General features: G+C 61.7%; 19 protein-coding genes. 11 read left to right on the top strand and 8 right to left on the bottom strand.

All coding sequences use genetic code 11. The features are described 5' to 3' along the window. The 8 genes from BJD99_RS11700 to BJD99_RS11665 all read left to right on the top strand — a co-directional run bounded on the left by BJD99_RS11700 (nucleotide 1) and on the right by BJD99_RS11665 (nucleotide 5826). Nucleotides 1-858 carry an ABC transporter permease gene (locus tag BJD99_RS11700; protein WP_084347016.1) on the top strand — a complete coding sequence of 286 codons (858 nt, stop codon included), beginning with the start codon at nucleotides 1-3 and terminating at the stop codon, nucleotides 856-858. Continuing rightward, the gene (locus tag BJD99_RS11695) at nucleotides 837-1601 is read left to right on the top strand and encodes an ABC transporter ATP-binding protein (protein ID WP_084347015.1); all 765 of its coding nucleotides are present in this window, start codon (nucleotides 837-839) and stop codon (nucleotides 1599-1601) included. Before BJD99_RS11700 ends, BJD99_RS11695 begins: the two co-directional genes overlap by 22 nt. Then, nucleotides 1598-2935: an LLM class flavin-dependent oxidoreductase gene (locus BJD99_RS11690; RefSeq protein ID WP_084347014.1), complete on the top strand. Its 1338-nt coding sequence runs from the start codon at nucleotides 1598-1600 to the stop codon at nucleotides 2933-2935. Before BJD99_RS11695 ends, BJD99_RS11690 begins: the two co-directional genes overlap by 4 nt. Before the next feature lie 74 nt (nucleotides 2936-3009). After that, nucleotides 3010-3477 (top strand): SRPBCC domain-containing protein, encoded by a 468-nt coding sequence (locus BJD99_RS11685; protein ID WP_143542132.1) that lies wholly within the window; start codon nucleotides 3010-3012, stop codon nucleotides 3475-3477. A gap of 136 nt (nucleotides 3478-3613) precedes the next feature. After that, complete coding sequence (locus tag BJD99_RS11680; RefSeq protein ID WP_084347012.1) at nucleotides 3614-4834, top strand: alkane 1-monooxygenase; 1221 nt, start codon at nucleotides 3614-3616, stop codon at nucleotides 4832-4834. After that, a complete protein-coding gene (locus BJD99_RS11675) occupies nucleotides 4834-5001 on the top strand; it encodes a rubredoxin (protein WP_084347011.1) in 168 nt (55 codons plus the stop codon). Before BJD99_RS11680 ends, BJD99_RS11675 begins: the two co-directional genes overlap by 1 nt. Before the next feature lies 1 nt (nucleotide 5002). Then, complete coding sequence (locus BJD99_RS11670; RefSeq protein ID WP_084347010.1) at nucleotides 5003-5188, top strand: rubredoxin; 186 nt, start codon at nucleotides 5003-5005, stop codon at nucleotides 5186-5188. A gap of 23 nt (nucleotides 5189-5211) precedes the next feature. Continuing rightward, complete coding sequence (locus BJD99_RS11665) at nucleotides 5212-5826, top strand: TetR family transcriptional regulator (protein WP_373270536.1); 615 nt, start codon at nucleotides 5212-5214, stop codon at nucleotides 5824-5826. Here the strand turns inward: BJD99_RS11665 and BJD99_RS11660 are convergent. The 8 genes from BJD99_RS11660 to BJD99_RS11625 form a co-directional block, all read right to left on the bottom strand. Next, complete coding sequence (locus tag BJD99_RS11660; protein ID WP_084347008.1) at nucleotides 5782-7962, bottom strand: thiamine pyrophosphate-dependent enzyme; 2181 nt, start codon at nucleotides 7960-7962, stop codon at nucleotides 5782-5784. The genes BJD99_RS11665 and BJD99_RS11660 overlap by 45 nt on opposite strands. Nucleotides 7963-8030: 68 nt before the next feature. After that, nucleotides 8031-8792 (bottom strand): TauD/TfdA family dioxygenase, encoded by a 762-nt coding sequence (locus BJD99_RS11655; protein ID WP_084347007.1) that lies wholly within the window; start codon nucleotides 8790-8792, stop codon nucleotides 8031-8033. Continuing rightward, complete coding sequence (locus BJD99_RS11650) at nucleotides 8792-9826, bottom strand: D-alanine--D-alanine ligase (protein WP_084347006.1); 1035 nt, start codon at nucleotides 9824-9826, stop codon at nucleotides 8792-8794. The genes BJD99_RS11655 and BJD99_RS11650 overlap by 1 nt, the downstream gene beginning before the upstream one ends. Then, complete coding sequence (locus BJD99_RS11645; RefSeq protein ID WP_084347110.1) at nucleotides 9826-11136, bottom strand: ATP-grasp enzyme; 1311 nt, start codon at nucleotides 11134-11136, stop codon at nucleotides 9826-9828. Before BJD99_RS11645 ends, BJD99_RS11650 begins: the two co-directional genes overlap by 1 nt. A 5-nt stretch (nucleotides 11137-11141) precedes the next feature. Further along, entirely contained in the window at nucleotides 11142-11960 is an 819-nt protein-coding gene (locus tag BJD99_RS11640; RefSeq protein ID WP_256895623.1) for an O-methyltransferase, read from the bottom strand. Further along, the gene (locus tag BJD99_RS11635) at nucleotides 11957-13171 is read right to left on the bottom strand and encodes a sedoheptulose 7-phosphate cyclase (RefSeq protein ID WP_084347005.1); all 1215 of its coding nucleotides are present in this window, start codon (nucleotides 13169-13171) and stop codon (nucleotides 11957-11959) included. Before BJD99_RS11635 ends, BJD99_RS11640 begins: the two co-directional genes overlap by 4 nt. After that, complete coding sequence (locus BJD99_RS11630) at nucleotides 13168-13836, bottom strand: HAD-IA family hydrolase (RefSeq protein ID WP_084347004.1); 669 nt, start codon at nucleotides 13834-13836, stop codon at nucleotides 13168-13170. The genes BJD99_RS11635 and BJD99_RS11630 overlap by 4 nt, the downstream gene beginning before the upstream one ends. A gap of 216 nt (nucleotides 13837-14052) precedes the next feature. After that, nucleotides 14053-15045: a phosphotriesterase gene (locus BJD99_RS11625; protein ID WP_084347108.1), complete on the bottom strand. Its 993-nt coding sequence runs from the start codon at nucleotides 15043-15045 to the stop codon at nucleotides 14053-14055. A 318-nt stretch (nucleotides 15046-15363) separates the two neighbouring features. Between BJD99_RS11625 and BJD99_RS11620 the strand changes: the two genes are divergently transcribed. The 3 genes from BJD99_RS11620 (at nucleotide 15364) to BJD99_RS11610 (ending at nucleotide 20444) form a co-directional block, all read left to right on the top strand. After that, nucleotides 15364-17028 carry an FAD-binding dehydrogenase gene (locus tag BJD99_RS11620; RefSeq protein WP_084347003.1) on the top strand — a complete coding sequence of 555 codons (1665 nt, stop codon included), beginning with the start codon at nucleotides 15364-15366 and terminating at the stop codon, nucleotides 17026-17028. A 111-nt stretch (nucleotides 17029-17139) separates the two neighbouring features. Continuing rightward, on the top strand, nucleotides 17140-18381 hold the full coding sequence (locus tag BJD99_RS11615) for an acetyl-CoA carboxylase biotin carboxylase subunit family protein (protein ID WP_084347002.1): 1242 nt from the start codon (nucleotides 17140-17142) through the stop codon (nucleotides 18379-18381). Further along, nucleotides 18378-20444 (top strand): hypothetical protein, encoded by a 2067-nt coding sequence (locus tag BJD99_RS11610; protein WP_256895622.1) that lies wholly within the window; start codon nucleotides 18378-18380, stop codon nucleotides 20442-20444. The genes BJD99_RS11615 and BJD99_RS11610 overlap by 4 nt, the downstream gene beginning before the upstream one ends. The last annotated feature ends 24 nt before the right edge of the window (nucleotides 20445-20468 follow it).

The raw sequence follows: 20468 nt of genomic DNA, 5'->3' as shown, positions 1-20468 counted from the left end.
ATGACAACACTTTCGCTACGCCCCACCCGCGCCACCACCGAACAAGCTGCTCCGACCGCCATCCCTACGCCCCCGACCGCTCGCCGAAAACGACTGGTGCCGAGACGATCCCCGCGGTGGGCACCGATTGCCGGCCCGGTCCTGATTCTCGGGCTCTGGAGCATCTCCTCGACCTACGAGTTGATCGACACTCGTATGTTGCCTGCCCCGTGGACCATCGCCGGAACCTTTCTCGACCTGTGGACGACCGGCACCCTCGTGGGTGACATCGCGACCTCGTTGCAACGGGCAGCGATCGGGTTCGGTCTCGGTCTCGCATTCGCGCTGGTGCTGTCGTTGCTGGCCGGTCTCACCCGAGTCGGCGACACCTTGATCGACGGCACGGTCCAGCTCAAGCGCGCGATTCCCACGCTCGGCCTCATTCCGCTGCTCATCCTGTGGCTCGGAATCGGTGAAAGCTTCAAGATCGTCATCATCGCGTTGAGCGTGTTCGTGCCGATCTACATCAATCTCGTTGCAGCACTGCAGGGTATCGATCACCGCTATGTCGAACTCGCGCAGGTTCTTCGACTGAACCGAACCCAGTTCGTTCGGCAGGTGGTATTCCCCGGCGCGCTTCCAGGGTTGTTCATCGGACTTCGATTGGCGGTCAACATCTCCTGGCTCTCGCTCGTCGTACTCGAACAGATCAATGCCACGAGCGGACTCGGCTACATGATGTTCCAAGCGCAGAACTACGGCCAGATGGACGTCATCGTGGTCGGGCTCGTCATCTACGGAGTGTTCGGATTCGTCACCGACACCATCATTCGAACGATCGAAAGGAAGGCACTGTCATGGCGTCGCGGACTGCACTAGAGACCCCTGGGCAACTCGAAACTGGGCAACTCGGATTGAAGATCAGAGGATTGGTGCGAGAGTTCGGCACTCGGACCGTGCTCGACCACCTCGACATCGACATTCCGGCAGGGCAATTCGTCGCCCTGCTAGGCCGTAGCGGATCAGGAAAGAGCACGCTACTCCGCGCAGTCGCCGAACTGGACGACGATGTTCTCGGTTCCGGCACCATCACCACCCCTGATCGAATCTCCATGGTGTTTCAAGACTCTCGGCTTCTGCCCTGGAAGCGTGTCCTCGACAACGTGCTGCTCGGCGCACCCGGGAGCGGGGTTCGTGCACGCGGAGTCGCCGCCCTCTCCGAGGTCGGACTCGGCGGGCGGGAGCGCACATGGCCGTCGGAGCTGTCCGGCGGCGAGGCCCAACGCGCTGCGCTGGCACGATCACTGGTGTGGGACCCCCAGCTCCTGCTCGCCGACGAACCTTTCGGAGCACTCGACGCCCTGACCCGCATCCGGATGCACAAATTGATCCGAGAACTGTGCCAACGACACCGCCCCACCGTTCTCCTCGTCACCCACGATGTCGACGAGGCAGTATCGCTCGCCGACCGCGTACTGGTGCTCGAAGACGGCCGAATCGGACTCGATCTCGCCATCGAACTCGACCGCCCCCGTGACCGAAAAAATCCGCTGTTCGGCACCTATCGCGACGAGCTGCTCGCTGCCCTGGGTGTCGTCGATTCCATCGAGGTGTCCGCATGACCAAGCAGCTGCATCTGAACGCATTTCTGATGTCCACCGGCCATCACGAGGCCTCGTGGCGTCTACCCGAGAGCGATCCCGACGCCAACGGAAGCCTCGAGCATTACGTTCGACTGACGCGGACGGCCGAGCGTGGCCTGTTCGATTCCATATTCTTCGCAGACGGCCCGGTCCTGTATGCCGATGTCGGCCGCCGCCCATCCGGCGGTTTCGAACCGCTGACCCTGCTGTCGGCATTGGCCGTGGTCAGCGACAAGATCGGTCTCATTGCGACGGCGTCGACGTCGTACAACAGCCCGTACAACCTGGCGCGCAGGTTCGCCTCCATCGATCATCTCAGCGGTGGACGCGCGGGATGGAACATCGTCACCACTGCCGGCGGCGACGCAGCTCGTAATTTCGGTCTCGCGGACCAACCTTCGCACGCCGAACGCTATCGTCGCGCAAGAGAATTCGTCGAGATAGCCCAAAAGCTCTGGGACAGTTGGGAAGACGACGTGCAGGTGGCCGACAAGGCGTCGGGCATCTGGGGTGACGCAACGAAGATCCACCCACCACACCACCACGGTGAATTCTATTCCGTGGACGGTGCGCTCAACGTCGCTCGTAGCCCACAGGGCTATCCGCTGCTCGTGCAAGCGGGATCTTCCGCCGATGGACGTGCCTTCGCCGCGCAGTACGCCGAGGCCATCTTCACCGCTCAACAGACGCTCGCCGACGCGCAGGAGTTCTACGCCGACATCAAAGCGCAGACGGCGACTTTCGGACGCGATCCGGACGCCATCAAGGTGCTCCCCGGCATCGTCCCGGTACTCGGGAGCACCGAAGCAGAAGCCGAGGCCAAGGCTGCTGAATTGGAGAGCTACATCGTCCACGAATTCGCCCATGGCCAACTCGCGGATCTGCTGAAGGTCCCGATCGCAGACTTGCCTCTCGACGAGCAACTACCGTCCGACCTGCTACCCGAGGACGCTATCGAGGGTGCCAAGAGTCGCTACACCTTGATCGTCGATCTCGCTCGTCGCGAGAAGCTGACCGTCCGCCAACTGATCGGCCGGCTCGGTGGTGGACGTGGTCACCGTACGTTCACCGGGACTCCCGACCAGGTCGCCGATGCACTCGAGTCGTGGTTCGTCAGCGGCGCTGCAGACGGTTTCAACATCATGCCGCCCGTCCTGCCGTCGGGGCTGGACCTCTTCGTCGACCACGTCGTGCCGATCCTGCAGGCTCGGGGTTTGTTCCGTACCGAGTACACCGCGGACACTCTGCGCGGGCATTACGGACTCCCCAGGCCGGAAAACTCCAACGCTGTTGCAGGGCTGAAATCGGCCTGAGAGGAATATGCTCGATCGCTTCGGGTACATACGTGCGCGAGAGGTAACGCCACAAGACTGGAAGCGAGCTCCCTTTGACCGAACAACTGACGGTCCGACGCGTGATCGACGCCCCCGCAGCATCGATTTTCGCGGCCCTGGCGAATCCGGAACTACAGGCCGAGCTGGATGGATCGGAGATGTTGCAGGGCGCAATCGACCCGATGCCCCTGACTGCTGTGGGCGAGATGTTCGCCATGGAGATGTATCAGCCTGCGATCGGTGAGTACGTCATGGAAAACACCGTGTTCGTCTTCGAGCAGGATCGCCGGATCGGGTGGATCCCCAACCGGAAGGGCATGGAGCCACGCGGAACCCGCTGGTCGTGGGAGCTCGACGCTGTTACCGACGATCGGACCGCGCTCACCCAGGTCTACGACTGGTCACGCGTCACCGATCCGGAGTTCCGCAGGGTTGCCGGGTTTCCGCGAGTGAAGGAGGAGCAGATCGTCGACACGATGCGCAAGCTCGCCCGGCATCTCGGAGTGCCGATCGAGGACTGAGACGAGAATTTCGCTGCGTCGACAAATCTCCCCATTTGTCCACCGGGTTTACATATCTGCTGTATTGTCATCTACTAAGTGACATGCACCACTTGCGATCCGCGTCAGATGAGGAGTTTGCGTCGTGGCAACCCAGATGAGTCCCCAGTCGAGCACCCCCATGGAGGAGTGGCACGACAAGAAGCGTTACCTATGGCTGATGGGACTCGTCCCGCCCACCGCCGTCTTCTTCGCCACCGCGATGATCTGGGTCTTCAACCAACTCGGCTGGTCCGCGGTCTCCCCCGTGCTGTGGTGGATCGGGCCGATCCTCGTCTACGGACTCTTGCCGGTGCTCGATCTGTTCTTCGGTCCGGACGGTCAGAATCCGCCCGACGAGGTCATGGAGCGCCTGGAGAACGACAAGTACTACCGCTACTGCACGTACATCTACATCCCCTTCCAGCTCGCGAGCCTCGTCTTCGCCTGCTACCTGTGGACAGCAGAGAACCTCAGCTGGCTCGGGATCGACGGCGGCCTCGGACTCGCCTCCAAGATCGGACTCGCCATCAGCATCGGCGTCGTGGGCGGCGTCGGAATCAACACGGCACACGAAATGGGACACAAGAAGCCGAGCCTCGAACGCTGGCTGTCCAAAGTCACACTGGCGCAAACGTTCTACGGGCACTTCTTCATCGAGCACAACCGCGGTCACCACGTTCGGGTCGCAACACCGGAAGACCCGGCGAGCTCGAAGTTCGGCGAAAGCTTCTGGCGCTTCCTCCCCCGCAGCGTGTGGGGAAGCCTGCGCTCGTCGTGGGAGCTGGAGAAGACGCGCATGGATCGACTCGGTAAGTCCACGTGGAACATCCGCAACGATGTCCTCAACGCATGGTTGATGTCGGTCGTGTTGTTCGGCGGACTCATCGCCGTGTTCGGCATCGGTATCGCGCCCTACCTGATTCTGCAGGCCGTCTACGGATTCGCGCTCCTCGAAACCGTCAACTACCTGGAACATTACGGGCTGCTACGCGGTAAGACGGCCTCCGGCCGATACGAGCGGTGCGCGCCGGAGCACAGTTGGAACTCCGATCACATCGTCACCAATATCTTCCTTTATCACCTTCAGCGGCACAGCGATCACCACGCGAACCCGACCCGCAGGTACCAGACCTTGCGCAGCATGGAAGGCGCACCGAACCTCCCGAGCGGTTACGCAAGCATGATCGCCCTCGCCTACTTCCCGCCCATCTGGCGAAAGGTGATGGACCACAGGGTGATGGAGCACTACCTCGGTGACATCACCAACGTCAACATCGAACCGAGCAAGCGCGCGAAGATCCTTGCTCGCTACGGTGCGACTCCAGAGGCGCAGTGATGGCCAGTTACCAATGCCCCGTGTGCAACTTCGTCTACGACGAGACCGTCGGCGCACCGCGTGAAGGATTTCCGGCCGGCACCCCGTGGACCGACATTGCCGAAGACTGGCCGTGCCCGGACTGCGGCGTGCGAGAGAAGATCGACTTCGAACAGAAAGCAGACTGATATGTCCACCGATTTCAAGCTCTACCAATGCATCCAATGCGGATTCGAGTACGACGAGGAAGTCGGCTGGCCCGATGACGGCATCGAGCCGGGGACCAGATGGGAAGACATCCCGGAGGACTGGAGCTGTCCCGATTGTGGTGCCGCCAAGGCCGACTTCTTCATGGTCGAGATCAGCAGGCCGTGACGGCGGGCGGTAATGTCGACGAAGTGACCGTGCGACCGGAGACGACCAGCCCTTACAAGAGCGCTGTGACCAGCCTGATGCGCACCACCATCCTCGATGCGCTTCACTCTCTACTTCTCGAGCACACCTGGTCGAACGTCAACATGACGGACGTCGCCAAGACTGCGGGGGTCAGTCGCCAAACCCTCTACAAGGAGTTCGGCACCAGAAAGGGTTTGGCACAGGGCTACGCGTTGCGACTCACCGACACCTTCGTCTCGGCCGTCGACAGCGCAATCTATGCCAACGAGAACGACAGCCTTCGCACGTTGTATCTGGCCTTCGCCCAGTTTTTCGGTCGGAGCGCCACCGACCCACTCGTGTTGTCGATACTGACCGATGACCCACCACCGGATCTACTTCGTCTCGTCACCACCGAAAGCGGAATTCTGCTCGAACACGCCGCATCTCGACTTGCCGAGACCTTCGAGCACAGTTGGATTAGGGCCTCACCGCACAACGCCGACGTCCTCGGCCGTGCCGTCGTGCGGCTGGCGTTGAGCTATATATCGATGCCACCGTCGAATTCCGCCGACGTCGCCGCCGATATGGCGTCACTGCTCGCCCCCTTCGTCGACACCGTCAAAGATTCGGCCTGAAGCGTCGATGATGCCGTCCTCGGACAGCAGAACCTCGAGTGCCGCGTCGCCCAGGGGGATGAAGCTGTCCTTGCTCGCCACCCTGCGGACGATGCCGTCGAAGCCTGCGTCGGCCAGCGCCGCGATCACTCCTTCACCGACTCCGCCCGTGCTGCGAGTCTCGTCGGCCACCAGGACGCGACCGGTCGCACGAGCATGATGTTCGATGTCCGCGATGGGCAGCGGAGCGATCCAGCGTATATCCACCACGCGTACACCGATGCCGACCTTTTCGAGCTCCCGCGCACAGCGCAGGCTCATCCGGACACCGTTGCCGAACGTGACGATCGTCAGATCGTTTCCCTCGCCGTACACCCGCGCGCGGCCGACCTCCACGGGTTCGGTCGGATAGCTGCTCATCCACTCCCCGTCACCCTCGATGTACAGATCTTTGGTGTGATACAAGGCAATCGGCTCGAGAAAGACGCACACCGCACCGTGACGCACCGCTGCATCGGAGCAGGCAAGCAACATCGCGGCAGCATCGTCTGGCCGCGACGGCGACGCTATGACGATCCCGGGGATATCCCTCAGCGCTGCAACAGCATTGTCGTTGTGAAAGTGTCCGCCGAAGCCTTTCTGATAGCCGTAGGCAGCGATACGGACCACCATCGGGTTTCGGTACTGCCGATTCGAAAAGAACTGCAGTGTCGCCGCTTCACCCCGAATCTGATCAGCCGCGTTGTGCAGGTAGGCCAGATACTGAATCTCCGCAATCGGCAGCAATCCCGAAATGCCTGCTCCCGCAGCGAGTCCAAGTATCGCCTGCTCGTCGAGAACGGTGTCGAACACACGCGTAGGCCCCACGCTGTCCAGCAACCCGCGCGTGACGCCGTAGACCCCACCCTTCCTGGCGACATCCTCACCGAACAGAACAGCCTGCCGATAGCGTTCGAGAACCTCGAGCAACGCTCGGTTCACCGCCTGCGCCAACGTCAGCGGAGCCCCTGCCCCCGCCTCAATCGCTGCCGCAGACGATGTAGAGCCTGCCTGCGGCGTCGAGACGATGTCGCGCATCATCTCCGAAAGCGGCTTCATCACCTCCGCGGCGGAACCGAGGTGCGGTAGCTTCGCGATTTCACGTGCAGCCCCGATCACCTCAGCACGCTTGGCTTCGTAAAGCTCCAGCACGCCCTCGGCCGAGAGAGCGCCATTCTCGATCAACCACCGTGCCGTGCAGAGAACCGGATCTCGCGCATAGTCGGCAGAAATTTCCGAAGCTCCACGGTACGCAGATTCGACGTCGGATCCGGCGTGGCCCATCAAGCGGACGGTCCGCAGATGCAGAAAAGCCGGCTTGCGGTGCGTTCGCACCCACGTCGCTGCGGCCGTCGCCGTCGCGAGAACTTCGTGCAGGTCACTGCCGTCGGCGCAGAAGTATTCGAGCCCGCGGCGTTCGGCGAAGTTGGACGCGATCCAACCCGCCGGTGTCCGCACGCTGATTCCGATGCCGTTGTCCTCGCAGACGAACAGCAGCGGCAACGGCACGCCCTGATAAGCCGAGTGAACAGCGGTGTTGATGGCCCCCAGGGCCGTCGAATGGTTGGCCGACGCGTCGCCGAAACTGCAGAGCACGACAGCATCCGTAGGCCACGGTGAGGGCACACCGAGCTTTTTCGCTCGTGGAATCGAGAATGCGACGCCGACTGCGCGGGGAAGATGCGAGGCAATGGTCGAGGTCTGTGGAATGACGGCGAGATCGGCTCGGCCGAACACTTTGTGACGGCCACCGGACATCGGTTCGCTCGTCGCCGCGACGAGGCCTTCGAGGACGTCGCGTATCGGATCGCTACCACCGCCCTGGCGTGCACGTTCGAGGTAGAAGGCTCCCGAGCGGTAGTGCAACAACGCCGGGTCCGTCGGTCGTAGTGCACCGGCGACGGCTGCGTTGCTCTCGTGTCCGGCGCTACCGATCGTGTAGAAACCTCGGCCGATCGAGCGGAGCCAGCGCGCTGCGAGATCGAGATGTCTGCTGCCGAGTTGGGCGTCGAACAGCTCGAGGACGCGGTCGGTTTTCGCTGACCGGCTCACCGCGCTACTGCCCGAGCAGAGGGAACCGATTCGATCCAGAAAGTGCTCGTCGATCGGTTCGGCCATGGCTGATTCTAGCTATCGATGCGCTGGGCCACGCCTTTCTCGAACAGATCCCTCGGGCATAGCGGCGCTCAGCTCTCGGCCACCATTCCGCGGTGCATTACGCGGTCACCGACGACACCGCTGTGGTCCGCGCGGTGCATGACGCAGCGGTTGTCCCAGATGACGACGTCACCGGGTGACCACGAGTGCTCGAGCACGTTTTCCGGTCGTGTCGAGTGCTCCACGAGATGGCGGATCAGCGTTGCTGCTTCGGCTTCCGTCTTGCCGCTCACCGCCACACAGCGGGCAGGCGCGGAAAGGTACAGAGCCTTCCGTCCGGAGATCGGATGCACTCGGACCAGCGGATGCTTCGCTGACACATCCTCGAATCCTTCCAGTCCGGTCACCACGTGTGTGACAGTTCGCCCGTCGATGTCGGCGCGGATCTCGGCTGGCAAAGTGTCATAGGCGTCGTACTGATTACTGAACAGCGTCTGGCCGCCCGTGGTCGGGACTTGCACTGCTCGCAGCGAAGTGTAGGCAGGCGGGTGCTCGATGTAGGTGGTATCGACGTGAAACGTCGACTTCGGTGGGGTCGATCTTCCGACATTGCTGATCACGTTGAGATCGGGATAGCCATCGAGCGGGCTCTCCCCTTCGGTGAACATCAGCTCGCCGAAGGAACGAAGAAACGCCAGGAACTGGTCGTCGTCGATCTCGTGATCGGGCATGACTGCGACGCCGTGCCGAGCGAGAAGGGTCGCGAACTCCTCGACGTCTTCGGTAGTCGAACGGGCGGGGTCGACTTCGGTGATACGGACCCCGAACGGGTGCAGAATCTCGTGTTTCATCAGTTCACCTCGGCTATCGCCAGGGCGAACAGTTCGTCGAGGGGAATGCCTGCCGCCGCCGCCATGACGGCGATGACACTGCTCGGGGAGTACGAGCAGTAGAGACCGGCTTCGAGGAACCACGGGTTTCCGTCTCGATCGATACGGAAATCGAACAAGCTGTACTGACGGCACCCCAGCGCGAGGTGGCATCGCCTGGCAGCATCGAAGACTTTCTCGGTGATGGGATCGTCGCTCTCGACCATCCAGGCGCGAGTGGACTCCTTGGCAACGAGGTACAGCTCACCGTCATCGGTCCGGTCGAGCTTGTCGGCACGGCCCCGGATCGGGTTCGACACCTCGTCGACGGCGTACTCCTCCAACGGTAGGCACACCAGGTCACCGTTGCGGACGATGATTCCGCAGCGCACTTCGCGGCCCAATTCGATATACGACTCGATGAGTGCCGATTGCGAGTACTTCAACGCTTCGTTCACTGCTGCGGCGAGTTCGGCCGGATCGCGAACCAGTGTCACACCCATCGAATTATCGGAATCGACGGGCTTGACCACGACCGGCACCATAGCCGTCGACAATTCTGTTCTCGTCAGGTCGCCGCGGGAAAGGAGAACCCCGGCGGGAACGGCGACGCCGGCTGCCGCGACGACAGCGCGGGCAATGTTCTTCTCTGCCGTCATCGCCATCACTTCAGGACGGTTCCCCACATACGGAATGCCGAGCAGTTCGAACAGCGAGCGGTACGTTGTCATCCCGGGCCTGCAGAACATCTGGGGAACGACGACGTCGATATGCCAGGTCGATATCTCCGAGATTGCGCGACTCAGCGATACAGGTTGCGCTGCTTCGATACTCGACGATTCAATGTTGTCCGGAAAGCGCCAGCACCCGTCCGGGGTGACGAACGCGATCCGAAGATTGTAGGCCGGGTTCTCGGCGAACGCATCGAGGAATCCCCCGGCGTAGACGCGCGAGAGATCGGCGTTGAAGTCGTCCACTGCCGAACCCGCCAGGACCAGTACCGATGTCGGTGACATCAGTCCCCTCCATTCTCGACGAGTTTGCCGATGTTGAAATCTATTCGCGTCCAACCTCGCCCGGACTTCAGGTTCTTCAGCAACAGCGAAGGAATCTGCAGGTGATGAACCAGCAGGTAGGGCAACGGGTCCCAACTTTCGTACACCGCATCGGTTCCGCTCAGAATCACCCGGAGTCGATGACTGCGCCGCGGCTCGGTGAGCAATCGCCAAAGTTCGTGATAGATCCAGTACGTCGGGCGCGAGGACTGGGTGGGTTCGGCGACCGAGTGACCGTCCTCGAGGTAGGCAGCAGCGAGATCCGGGTGGTCGTAGAACATCGTGATCGCCGAGTGCGTGCGCGGATTGCATTCGATCGCATAGGCATGCCCGTCCGAAGCCTCGATGAAATCGAAGGACAACTGGCCGGTGACGCCGAGCGTATTGACGAATGCCTCTACCCAGGAACGAATCTCGGGCTTGTCGATCATCTCGTAGTTGACCTGGAAAGCCGAGGACTCGCAGCATGCGTAGACCTGCAGCGCGCCGTTGCGCACGGTTCCGTGGGTGCAGTACTCCTGACCGGAGATGAACTCCTGCAAGATCCACGGGTCGTCCTCGGTCATGGCGAGGCTGCGTGCGAACTCGACATTCCGCTTCCGGGTGCTGCCGGACAAGCGCGTCAGATCCATCCGCCCGACGGGGTTGTAGGCGATACGTTTGAGGATGTACTCACGCCCAGGAGCGAAATCGAACGTCTCGATCTGCCGCGGGTCGGTGATCCGCTCCCAGTGCGGAACCCGTAGTCCCATCGACTCCGCCGTCTCCGAGAATCGCGATTTGTCGTCGAGCATGCGCACGGTGTCGGAGTCTGCGTGCACGACTTCGCAGTATCCGTCGAGTATCTTCCGCGCGTCGGCATCGTGGATACTCGCGGCCGGACTCGCCACCGGAACGAAGACGTCGACACCTTCTCGAACGACCACGTCGCGCAAGGCTTTCGCGTATCCGGGATCGGTGGGCTCCGGCACGCAATAGAAGCGATCGACTGCCCGTGAGAACCGATGTCCGGTGAACCGATACTTGGATGATTCGACGAGCACGACGCGGTGGCCGGCGAGATGGAACGACCGTGCCAGCTGGAGCGCTTTGGTCATTTTTCCACCACTGATCAGCACCGTCCGGCTCGCCGCACCCATCGGATGGACGCGCGGACCGAAGGGTGGATCGAAGCGCCGCGCCAGGGCATAGCCCACCACGGCAAGATCGAGTGGCAACGTGGCGAGCAAACCTGCCAACGCCCCGACCGTGCGTACCGTCGACGACGCCATGCCCATTACGCCGATACCCGTCGAACGAGCGTCACACCGTCTCGCAACGGCAGAAGAATCTGCTCGACGCGGGGGTCCTCGGCAACGTAGCGGTTGAAGTCCGCGATCGCGTCACCGTTACCCGTCCGTCCGTCCGCAGGCGCGTAGGGCTGACCCTGCATCAACGTGTTGTCCACGACGATGACTGCGTCCGCGGTCAGCAGATCGGTATCGAGCAGCATCCGGTAGTAGTCGAGATATCCGGTTTTGTCAGCATCGACGAATACGAGGTCGAAGGGACGTGAGGTTCCATCGAGCCGACGCAGAGTTTCCGAGGCCGGCCCGACTTCGACGACGATGCGCGCGCCCGCCGGAGATTTTGCAAAGCTCTCCCGCGCGAAGTCGGCCACGAACTCGTCGACCTCACAGGCCACCACTTCCCCGTTCGGCGGGAGAGCCTCTGCCATGGCCAGCGCGGAGTAGCCGGTGAACATGCCGATCTCGAGCACTCTTCTCGCTCCGGTCATGTGCACCAGGAACTTCAGGAACTGGCCCTCGACCTGCCCGGACAACATTTCCTGCTCCACTGGCCGCGAAGTCCAGTCGGCAGCATGCGTCCGCTGCGACAACGCTGCCAGGGCCGGAGACTCTTCCGTGGTACAGCGTTCGAGGTACGGATCGAGCCCCGCAGCCAGATCTCGCATGCGGCTGATCCGGCTCATCAGCACGTCCGGAATCGAAGCCACATCTGCCAGCAGTTCGGTCACCTCCCGCAATTCCGCGGCAAGGATGGTCGACGGCGTGACCGGCCGCTTCTGTTTTGTGCGAGAGTCGATGTCACTCACCGGCTCTGAGCGGAGGTGAACGTGTCTACTCCGTCTCCGCCGCGGTCGAAGTCCAAGCAGATCTTCTTGTGCAACGTCAACACGTCGGCGAGCTCTGCCGTCGTCACATCGTTCAGGAAGCGGCACGCTCCGATCGGGTCGGGAACTGCGGCGCGCAGAATGCCATCGCGAGTCTTGAGGATCGAACCTGTTGCCTCGGAGAGTAATTCGGGCGTCAGGTAGTCACTGTCGAGCGCGAGGCCGAGGCGGGACATGGTCCCGAGTACTCGATCGCGCTCTTCGGAGGTGATGTGCCCGCGCTGCTCGGCGAGAGTGGTCGACAACGCCATGTCGATATTGATCGCATGTCCGTGAAAGAACGGCGCCGGTGGCGTCAATTCCAGCGTCGGGCTCCACGTGTGGCCGAAGGCGATAACGCGATCGAGTTCGATCTCGTGCAGATTCGGCGCCTCGAGTTCGAGCATGGTGTCGATGGCCTGGTACGTCAGACTGTCTGCAACAGCGCGTAATTCGGGAGTTCCATCGAGGTGCCCGAATCTGGTGCGGAGTAGTTCCGGACCGTGTTCGTCGAGCATGTCGAAAATTGCACTGTTCCCTACCACGGAGATCTTGATCAACTCCGCCATGCCGTTACGGACCTGATCCTCCGGGAGCGTACGGAGGAACGAAAAGTCCAACAGGACCCTTTGCGAAGCGTGGTAGGCGCCCAGACGATTCTTGTGCTTTCCGAAATTCACGGCGACCTTGATGGACACGCTTGCATCGATCAATCCGATCAGCGTCGTCGGAATTCTGATGTACGGGGTATTGCGTCGGTAGCTTGCGCACGCGTACCCGGCGACGTCGGTAGTGAGCCCACCACCGACGACCAGAACCGGTTCGGTGCGCACAAGACCGAACCTGTCGAATTCGCCCACGATCTGCTCGAACGTCTCGAGCGACTTGGCGGTCTCGGCGATCTTGACCGGCAGCACGGTCAACGCAATGTCGTGGTGCTCGAAGTACGCACGGATCTGCTCACCGTAGATTCCGTAGACGACCTCGTCGACAACCATGAGCGCCCGCCCGTACTGCCGGTAGCTGTCCGCCAGTTCCGTATTGCCCACCGAGAAGACACCGTCTACGTAGAGCAGGTCGTACTCGATCTTTTCGTATCCCTCGATGTGGAAGGCGCGTTCGGTTGCTGTGACCTGCGCTTGCATGGAACTCATCGGTTGCCTTCGGTCAGCGAGCGGAGCCGATCCGCGTCGAGACGATCGACGGTTTCCACCGCCGCGGAGAAGTCGCCCCCTACCGTGTTCGCGTTGGGAAAAGCGACGCAGCGAACGTGTGCAGCAACGGCGGCAGCGACGCCGCCGACGTTGTCTTCGATAGCAACGCAGTTCTTCGCGTTCTCGCCGAGGCGTCCAAGGGCGAACATGTACGCCGCCCGATCCGGCTTGCCTTGCGAGACACTCGCGGAATCGACTACGACGTCGAACAAGTCGACGTCGACTGCAGTCAGAGCGCCGAGCAGTGCATTGACGTTTTCCGGGGAGGTGGTGGTCACGAGACCGACCTTGACGTCATGCTTCTTGGCATCGGCGATCGTCTCGACGACGCCGGGGCGCGGGTCGACGTCGGAGTTGGCCAGCAGCTTCTGAAAGATCTCCGACTTCGTGGAATGCACTGCTGCGGAGTCGACTTCCTCACCGCGAGAGTGTGCATATTCGGCGATGCGAGCCGCGCCGCCGTTGCTCGCCAGCATCTCGATGTAGTCCTTGCGCTCCCAGGTCCAGCCGAGATCGTGCGCGGCGAAGGCGTCGTTGAATGCTTGTCGTTGAATTTCGGAGGTATCGGCAAGTGTGCTGATCGATCCGAACAGGATGGCAGCCATCGGGTTCCTTCCGCGAAATGTGGTGACGTGCTTGAGGACTTGTTGCCAGTGTGGTGACGGCAAGTGTCATCCAGTCCGGCGCGCGCATCACGAATAAATAACGGAAAGTAACAGAATGGTAACGCAGTTCGGCGAGGCAGACGGGCTCGATCTGGTTCCCCGACCGAGGAAAATCCGGCTGGCAGCGACGACTGAAGCGTCCGTGCGGATGGATCCTCAGTAAGTGCTGACGTTCTCGAAGTAGCGGCGGGGAACATCGAACAGCATCGTCGTGATCTGTTCCTCGGTGACACCATGCTCACGCACATAAGGGAGGACTTTGTTCCCGATATGCAGGTAGTCGAAGGCCGGCATCATCTCCTTGAGATGAGGGTCCATCCAGTCGAAGAAGCAATTCGCGTCGTGCGAAAGCACCATTTGCTCGGCGAATCCGCGTCGGCACATTTCGACCAGCGTGTCCGCCCGCTGCTCGAAAGAAACATTGACGTCGAGACCGAATCGATCCATCCCGAGGATGAACCCACGCTCCGCCAAGTCGGTCAAATGGTCGAGGTCGGTGCTATCCCCGCTGTGCCCCAGGACGATCCGCTCGGGCTTGACACCTTCCTCGTCGCACATCACCCGTTGGACGTCGAGAGCAGTTTTGCTCTCCGGATGGGTGTGCACGGTGATCGGTGCGCCGGTCAGATGATGCGCCTTGGCGACCGCGCGCATCACCCTTTCCACGCCGGACCTGAGGCCTTCGGCGTCGATCGCGCACTTGAGCAGAGCTGCCCGGACTCCGGTACCAGCGATGCCCACGGTGATGTCCTTGACGAAGAGGTCGACCATCGGATCAGGAACCTCCGTGCCCATCATCGCGTTCAGAGCCGGGCCCCGATGTTGGAAGTAGAAGGGAACATCGGTAAAGGTGTAGCAACCGGTAGCCACCACGATGTTCAATTCGGGGACCTGTTCGGCGATGCGCTGGACCCTCGGGATGTAGCGGCCCAGTCCCACAACCGTCGGATCCACAATTGTCTGCACACCCTGCGCTGCCAGTGCCTTCAATTTGAGGACCGCGTCGCCGACACGCTCGTCTTCATCCCCCCACTCTTCCGGAAAGTTCTGCTGCATCTCGGTGTTGAGAATGAAGATGTGCTCGTGCATATAAGTTCGTCCAAGCGCGGCCGTGTCGATCGAACCACGAACGGTCTCTACTTCTGCCATGTCGGCCCCCATCTACTGGTAGTCGCGAGCCGACGGCCTCACCGGCAGTCCGCTGGCTTCATGATTGTGAGCCGACCCACACCGGTACCGCACAGTCTCACTCAGTGGAACGCCGCCGCTGGTTCGACGGGTAAAGGTATCGACCATCGGCCCAGTAGACATCAGGGGAGGTTTGCCGACCGGACAGTGGTGGGAGCCCTCCCCCAGCCGCTCGAAAAAGACCGGATCCGAACCTGACGCAGACTCCGATCTCTATTGTCGAGACCGACACGATCATGATGCTGTGACGTGAGGCGGACAAGGGGAAGAGGTTCGATGATGGATGCGGACGTAATCGTGGTCGGCGCTGGTTTGGCAGGCCTGGTGGCCACCGCCGAACTGGCCGACGCGGGCAAGCGAGTGCTTCTGCTCGATCAGGAACCGGAACAGAATCTCGGTGGCCAGGCCTTCTGGTCACTCGGTGGCCTGTTCATGATCGATACCCCTGAGCAACGCAGAATGGGCATCAAGGACTCCCCCGAATTGGCGTTGCAGGACTGGCTCGGCACCGCGACGTTCGACCGCGGCATCGACGATCCCAAGGGCGAGGACTACTGGGGCTACCGGTGGGCACAGGCCTACTTGGAGTTTGCGGCGGGTGAGAAGCGCTCATGGCTGCACGCGCAGGGAATGCGATGGGTTCCCATCGTCGGTTGGGCCGAACGCGGCGGCTACCTCGCCGAGGGCCACGGAAACTCGGTGCCACGCTTCCACCTCACCTGGGGGACGGGCCCCGGTGTTCTCGCCCCGTTCGAACGGCGTGTCCGCGAGGCAGCCGCGAAAGGCCTGGTGCGCTTCGGATTCCGCCATCGCGTGGACGAGCTCATCATGACCGACGGCGTCGTCGATGGCGTCCGAGGATCGGTTCTCGAGCCCAGCACGTCGGTCCGAGGTTCAGGTAGCACGCGGGTCGAGGTCGAGGAGTTCGAACTTCATGCAGGTGCGGTATTGGTCACCGCCGGCGGAATCGGCGCCAATCATGATCTGGTGCGGGAGAATTGGCCCGCTCGATTGGGCGCACCTCCGACGTCGATGATCTCCGGGGTACCCGAGCACGTCGACGGACGCATGCTCGCGATCACCGAGCGTGCGGGTGGCCGACTGGTCAACAAGGATCGGATGTGGCACTACACCGAGGGAATCAAGAACTGGAATCCCATCTGGAAGAACCATGGGATTCGCATCATCCCCGGACCGTCTTCGATGTGGTTCGACGCACGCGGACAACGCTTCCCGGCCCCGAACTTCCCCGGATTCGACACTCTCGGCACGCTGAAAACGATTCAGGACAGCGGATACGACTACTCGTGGTTCGTTCTCACGCAGAAGATCATCGAGAAGGAGTTCGCACTCTCGGGATCCGAGCAGAACCCCGACATCACCGACAAGAACCTCAAACTCGTTCTTGGGCGGGTACTACCGGGAGCCAGCGGACCGGTCGAAGCGTTCAAAGAGCACGGCGAAGACTTCGTCGTTGCAAAAACAGTGTCCGAACTTGTCGCAGGCATGAACAAGATCACCGGTGAAAACCTGATCGATGCTCACGATCTGGAGCGCCAGATCACCGCACGAGACCGTGAAACGGACAACCCGTTCACCAAGGACCTGCAGGTCTCCGCGATTCACAATTCTCGACGCTCCCGCGGCGAGCGGATAGCTCGTACTGCGTCGTTGCACAAGATCCTCGATCCCAAGTCCGGTCCGTTGATCGCAGTGCGACTGAACATCATCACCCGTAAGACCCTGGGCGGAATCCAGACCGATCTCGACGGGCGCGTGCAGAATTCGGACGGGACTACGGTGCCGGGATTGTGGGCAGCCGGTGAGATCGCCGGGTTCGGCGGCGGCGGTGTGCACGGATATCGATCGCTGGAGGGCACCTTCCTCGGCGGCTGCATATTCAGTGGTCGGCAAGCCGGACGTGCATTGGCACAGGGAGTGTGAGCGCGGCCGACAGACAGTGCGCCGAGAGGTAGCCCGTCGGTCGCGAAGTGCGCACTCTGTACCGTGGAGCGGAGGACTTCGACCACGGAACACCGATTGGGAAGGATCTTTATGTCTCAGCCTGCACGGCTCGAGAAGAATCCGGACAAGGGCTACGTAGCACTACTCGGCTGGAGCTTGCCGGCTGTGGAAGCCCTCGACAAGTTCGACCGCAGGTATGTGGTCGTGGCTCCGGATTGGGCCGAGCCTTACTGCACTGAGCACGACATTCCCTATATTCCGTGGAACTTCGAACGACTCAACGACCGGTCGCTCGAGATCGCCGAAACACTGCGCGATATGGGTGTCGACGTCGCGATCCCGCTGTACGAAGAAACCGTCGAGTGGGCCGGTGCCATCAACTCGGTACTACTGGGCAACCCGCGCCTGTTCGGGCAGGCGATGTTGCTGCGCGACAAGTCCCTGATGAAGCGTCGCGCACAGCTCGGTGGGATCCGCGTGGGCATCTTCGAGGAGGCCCACGATCGTGAAGACGTGATCCGCTTTCTCAAACGCGTCAACCAGACTCTCCTCAAGCTCGACGGCGACCCGAACGACCCGATTCACGTCAAAGCGTTCGACAAAGCAGGGTGCCTCGGCCACCGGGTGATCAGGACACCGGATGAAGTCGACTCCATCCCCGACGAGGAATTCCCTGCGCTGATGGAATCACATCTCGACGGCTGGGAGTTCGCCGTCGAGGCGTGGATCCACAACGGAAAGATCAAGTTCCTCAACATCTCCGAGTACGTGACCCTCGGCTACTCGGTGTTCGTACCCGCAACCCCCGAGCTCGAGAAGTACCGTGATCAGATCACCGTCCAGATCGAGAAGCTGATCAAGGCTTTCGATATCGAGTTCGGTTTCATCCACCCCGAGTACTTCGTCACCAGCGACGGCGAGATGTACTTCGGTGAAGTTGCTTACCGGCCACCAGGTTTCAAGGTTTTCGAGCTACTCGAACGGGCTTACGGATTCAATGCGTACCAGGGCCTGGTACTGGCATTCGACCCGAAGACCACCGAGGAAGAGATCGACGCCTTCTTCCCCAAGGAGGTCGTCGACGCCACCGGTGTTGCCGGCTGCTTCGGTGTGTACCCGCGTCGACGCGTCGTCAGCAATCTCGTCATTCCCGACGTCACGTTGGACGACGACTACTACGAGACGAACGACCTCTCGGCACCCGTCGAGGAGACCGTCACCAAGCGTACGGCTTTCGGCACGCACTGGGGCTTGCTGTACTTCTTCGGTGAAGATCCGTACCGGATGCGTGATCTGCTCAAACAACAGGAAGAACTGGACTTCTACGTGTGAGGCACGAATTCGGGGACGACCACACGCCACCGGCACAGTCGACGGAAGAACCGGCGGCCACCGACACCACTTCACCGGCCGATCGAGCATTGACTTCGCGTCTCGCGCAACTCGATCACGCAGCCGAGGCGTTCGCCACCGCGCCGGAGTTCACCAAGAGCTCCAAGCTCCGACGCGTCCTCGACTCGCTGCATCGAGTGCTGTCGCAACCCGGCGGCTGTGCAGCGATTCGGGAGCGTGCCGAATTCCTCGAGAACGCGGGACTGTTCGCGGGATCGGACTGGGCGCAACCGGACATCCTCGTTCCGTCGTTCGTCGGCCCGAGCCTGCGTAGCGGCAACAACGACACCGTTGTACTCGAAGCGACGAGTGAACTTCGGATGGTGGCAATCGTTGCCGGCGAGTATGACCACCCGGCGGTGACGCCGGAAGATGCTCGCCGGTTCCTGTCCCAGGTGCTCGCGATGAACCTCGAAGTGTTGTTCACGGCGCCATCGGAGGCAGAGCGAGTTCGACTCGGCCGCACAGCTCATCTCATTCGCGATCTGTTCGGTTACGTCGCCGAACAGATCGGCTACGACAGCGTGCTCGACGAACTCCTCGAGGAGATCTGGCGGGTGTTGCGTCAACGCCCGATTCAGGTGGACAACGTCAAGGCGATGGTCACCCGCATCGCGATCTACCGCGACGACCCCACCGTGGATCTCGGTACGTCCGGGCAGGGTCTCGACCGGTTGATCACGGCACTGTTCGGCACTACCGAAGCATGCCGGGAAGACCCCGGAGTCGACGTCTACCGGTCGCGGCTCGAGGTCATGGATTCGGAAGCTCTGCAGTTCGAGGCACGCGGTTTCGCCCGGGCAATGCACGACACCGGGTTGGTCTCGCCCTACCACGCGACCCTCATGCGTTACCTCGTGGAGAACAACAGTTTCGTGCTCGCCGAGGCGCTCGGGCTGTCCGACACCGGCAGAACTTGTCTGCAGCGATATCCGGAACTGGTTCAGCGACTCGTTTCCGAAACCGTGTACCCGGAGACAGCGCAGTGCCTGTACGGCCTGGCGCTGCTCCTCGACCGGGGGACGCTCTACGAGCCGCCGGTCGTCCCGTCCCTGTGGCGGCAGATTTCACTGAAGCTGTCACCGAAGGTGCGCGAGAGGTTGCTTACCGCATTCGGTCCGGGTCCCGATCCGGAGTCGCGGTTGCTCGGCGGCCTGTTGTCGATGCTCGGTCAACCACTCGGCGTCGGCCAAGGCGACAATCCCACGTGCCAGTCTGCGCGAGCACTGTCCATGTGGGCGTACAACGACCCGGACTACCTGCTGCAGATGGTCGTTTGGGCTGCACGTGACGACGAGATCGTCATGCACTTCGAAGGGCAACCGATCTCCTCGACCGACAGCGTGGGCGGCGTCGCGACCACCGATCCGATCGACCTCGATCCGGTGTCGTTGCTGTTGGTACCGCACCTCGACCGAATTTACGCAGAGATGGTCCGACGCTGCGCCGACCGTGAAGGCGACCCGCATCGCTGGGTCAATCCGGAGTTCCACGGCTGGTGGTCCGCACGGGAATTCCACATCAACGTCGACGTCGCGACCGGAAATCTGATCGACCTCGACGACTTCATTCGGCAGTTTCACGCCTCCTATCACCCTGCGTACAACGGTGGTCAGCCGCTGATTCACCCGCAACCGGCCGGCGTCGCCGTGACCGACAGTGCGGCCCGCTACATCGGCTGGCATGCGATCGCCATCCTGCGTGTCACCGCTGATCCCGACGGCATCATGCGGGTCTATTTCTTCAACCCGAACAACGACAGCGGCCAGGATTGGGGTGACGGGGTCGTCGTCGGGACCGCAGGAAACGGTGAACGAGCCGGTGAAGGGTCACTGCCGTTCGACCAGTTCGCCTCTCGCCTCTATATTTTCCACGCCGACCCGCTCGAGGAAGGTGAGCCGGACAAGATTCCGGCGGAAGATGTCGAGAACATCATCGGATTCATCGAACGCAGTTGGGGCGCAGACAGGCTGCCTCGGGGCGCGAGCGAGGAAGATCGGTAGTTTCGGAGGCGTTTCCCCGACTCC

Source organism: Rhodococcus sp. 1163 (genome assembly GCF_002091985.1).
In the GTDB taxonomy this organism is placed as follows: Bacteria; Actinomycetota; Actinomycetes; order Mycobacteriales; family Mycobacteriaceae; genus Rhodococcoides.
This window is presented reverse-complemented; position numbering and strand designations above follow the sequence as displayed.

Coding starts and splice junctions, on each gene's coding strand:
- BJD99_RS11700 (WP_084347016.1), top strand. CDS start 1: ATGACAACACTTTCGCTACGCCCCACCCGCGCCACCACCGAACAAGCT.
- BJD99_RS11695 (WP_084347015.1), top strand. CDS start 837: ATGGCGTCGCGGACTGCACTAGAGACCCCTGGGCAACTCGAAACTGGG.
- BJD99_RS11690 (WP_084347014.1), top strand. CDS start 1,598: ATGACCAAGCAGCTGCATCTGAACGCATTTCTGATGTCCACCGGCCAT.
- BJD99_RS11680 (WP_084347012.1), top strand. CDS start 3,614: ATGAGTCCCCAGTCGAGCACCCCCATGGAGGAGTGGCACGACAAGAAG.
- BJD99_RS11675 (WP_084347011.1), top strand. CDS start 4,834: ATGGCCAGTTACCAATGCCCCGTGTGCAACTTCGTCTACGACGAGACC.
- BJD99_RS11670 (WP_084347010.1), top strand. CDS start 5,003: ATGTCCACCGATTTCAAGCTCTACCAATGCATCCAATGCGGATTCGAG.
- BJD99_RS11660 (WP_084347008.1), bottom strand. CDS start 7,962: ATGGCCGAACCGATCGACGAGCACTTTCTGGATCGAATCGGTTCCCTC.
- BJD99_RS11655 (WP_084347007.1), bottom strand. CDS start 8,792: ATGAAACACGAGATTCTGCACCCGTTCGGGGTCCGTATCACCGAAGTC.
- BJD99_RS11650 (WP_084347006.1), bottom strand. CDS start 9,826: ATGTCACCGACATCGGTACTGGTCCTGGCGGGTTCGGCAGTGGACGAC.
- BJD99_RS11645 (WP_084347110.1), bottom strand. CDS start 11,136: ATGGCGTCGTCGACGGTACGCACGGTCGGGGCGTTGGCAGGTTTGCTC.
- BJD99_RS11635 (WP_084347005.1), bottom strand. CDS start 13,171: ATGAGTTCCATGCAAGCGCAGGTCACAGCAACCGAACGCGCCTTCCAC.
- BJD99_RS11630 (WP_084347004.1), bottom strand. CDS start 13,836: ATGGCTGCCATCCTGTTCGGATCGATCAGCACACTTGCCGATACCTCC.
- BJD99_RS11625 (WP_084347108.1), bottom strand. CDS start 15,045: ATGGCAGAAGTAGAGACCGTTCGTGGTTCGATCGACACGGCCGCGCTT.
- BJD99_RS11620 (WP_084347003.1), top strand. CDS start 15,364: ATGGATGCGGACGTAATCGTGGTCGGCGCTGGTTTGGCAGGCCTGGTG.
- BJD99_RS11615 (WP_084347002.1), top strand. CDS start 17,140: ATGTCTCAGCCTGCACGGCTCGAGAAGAATCCGGACAAGGGCTACGTA.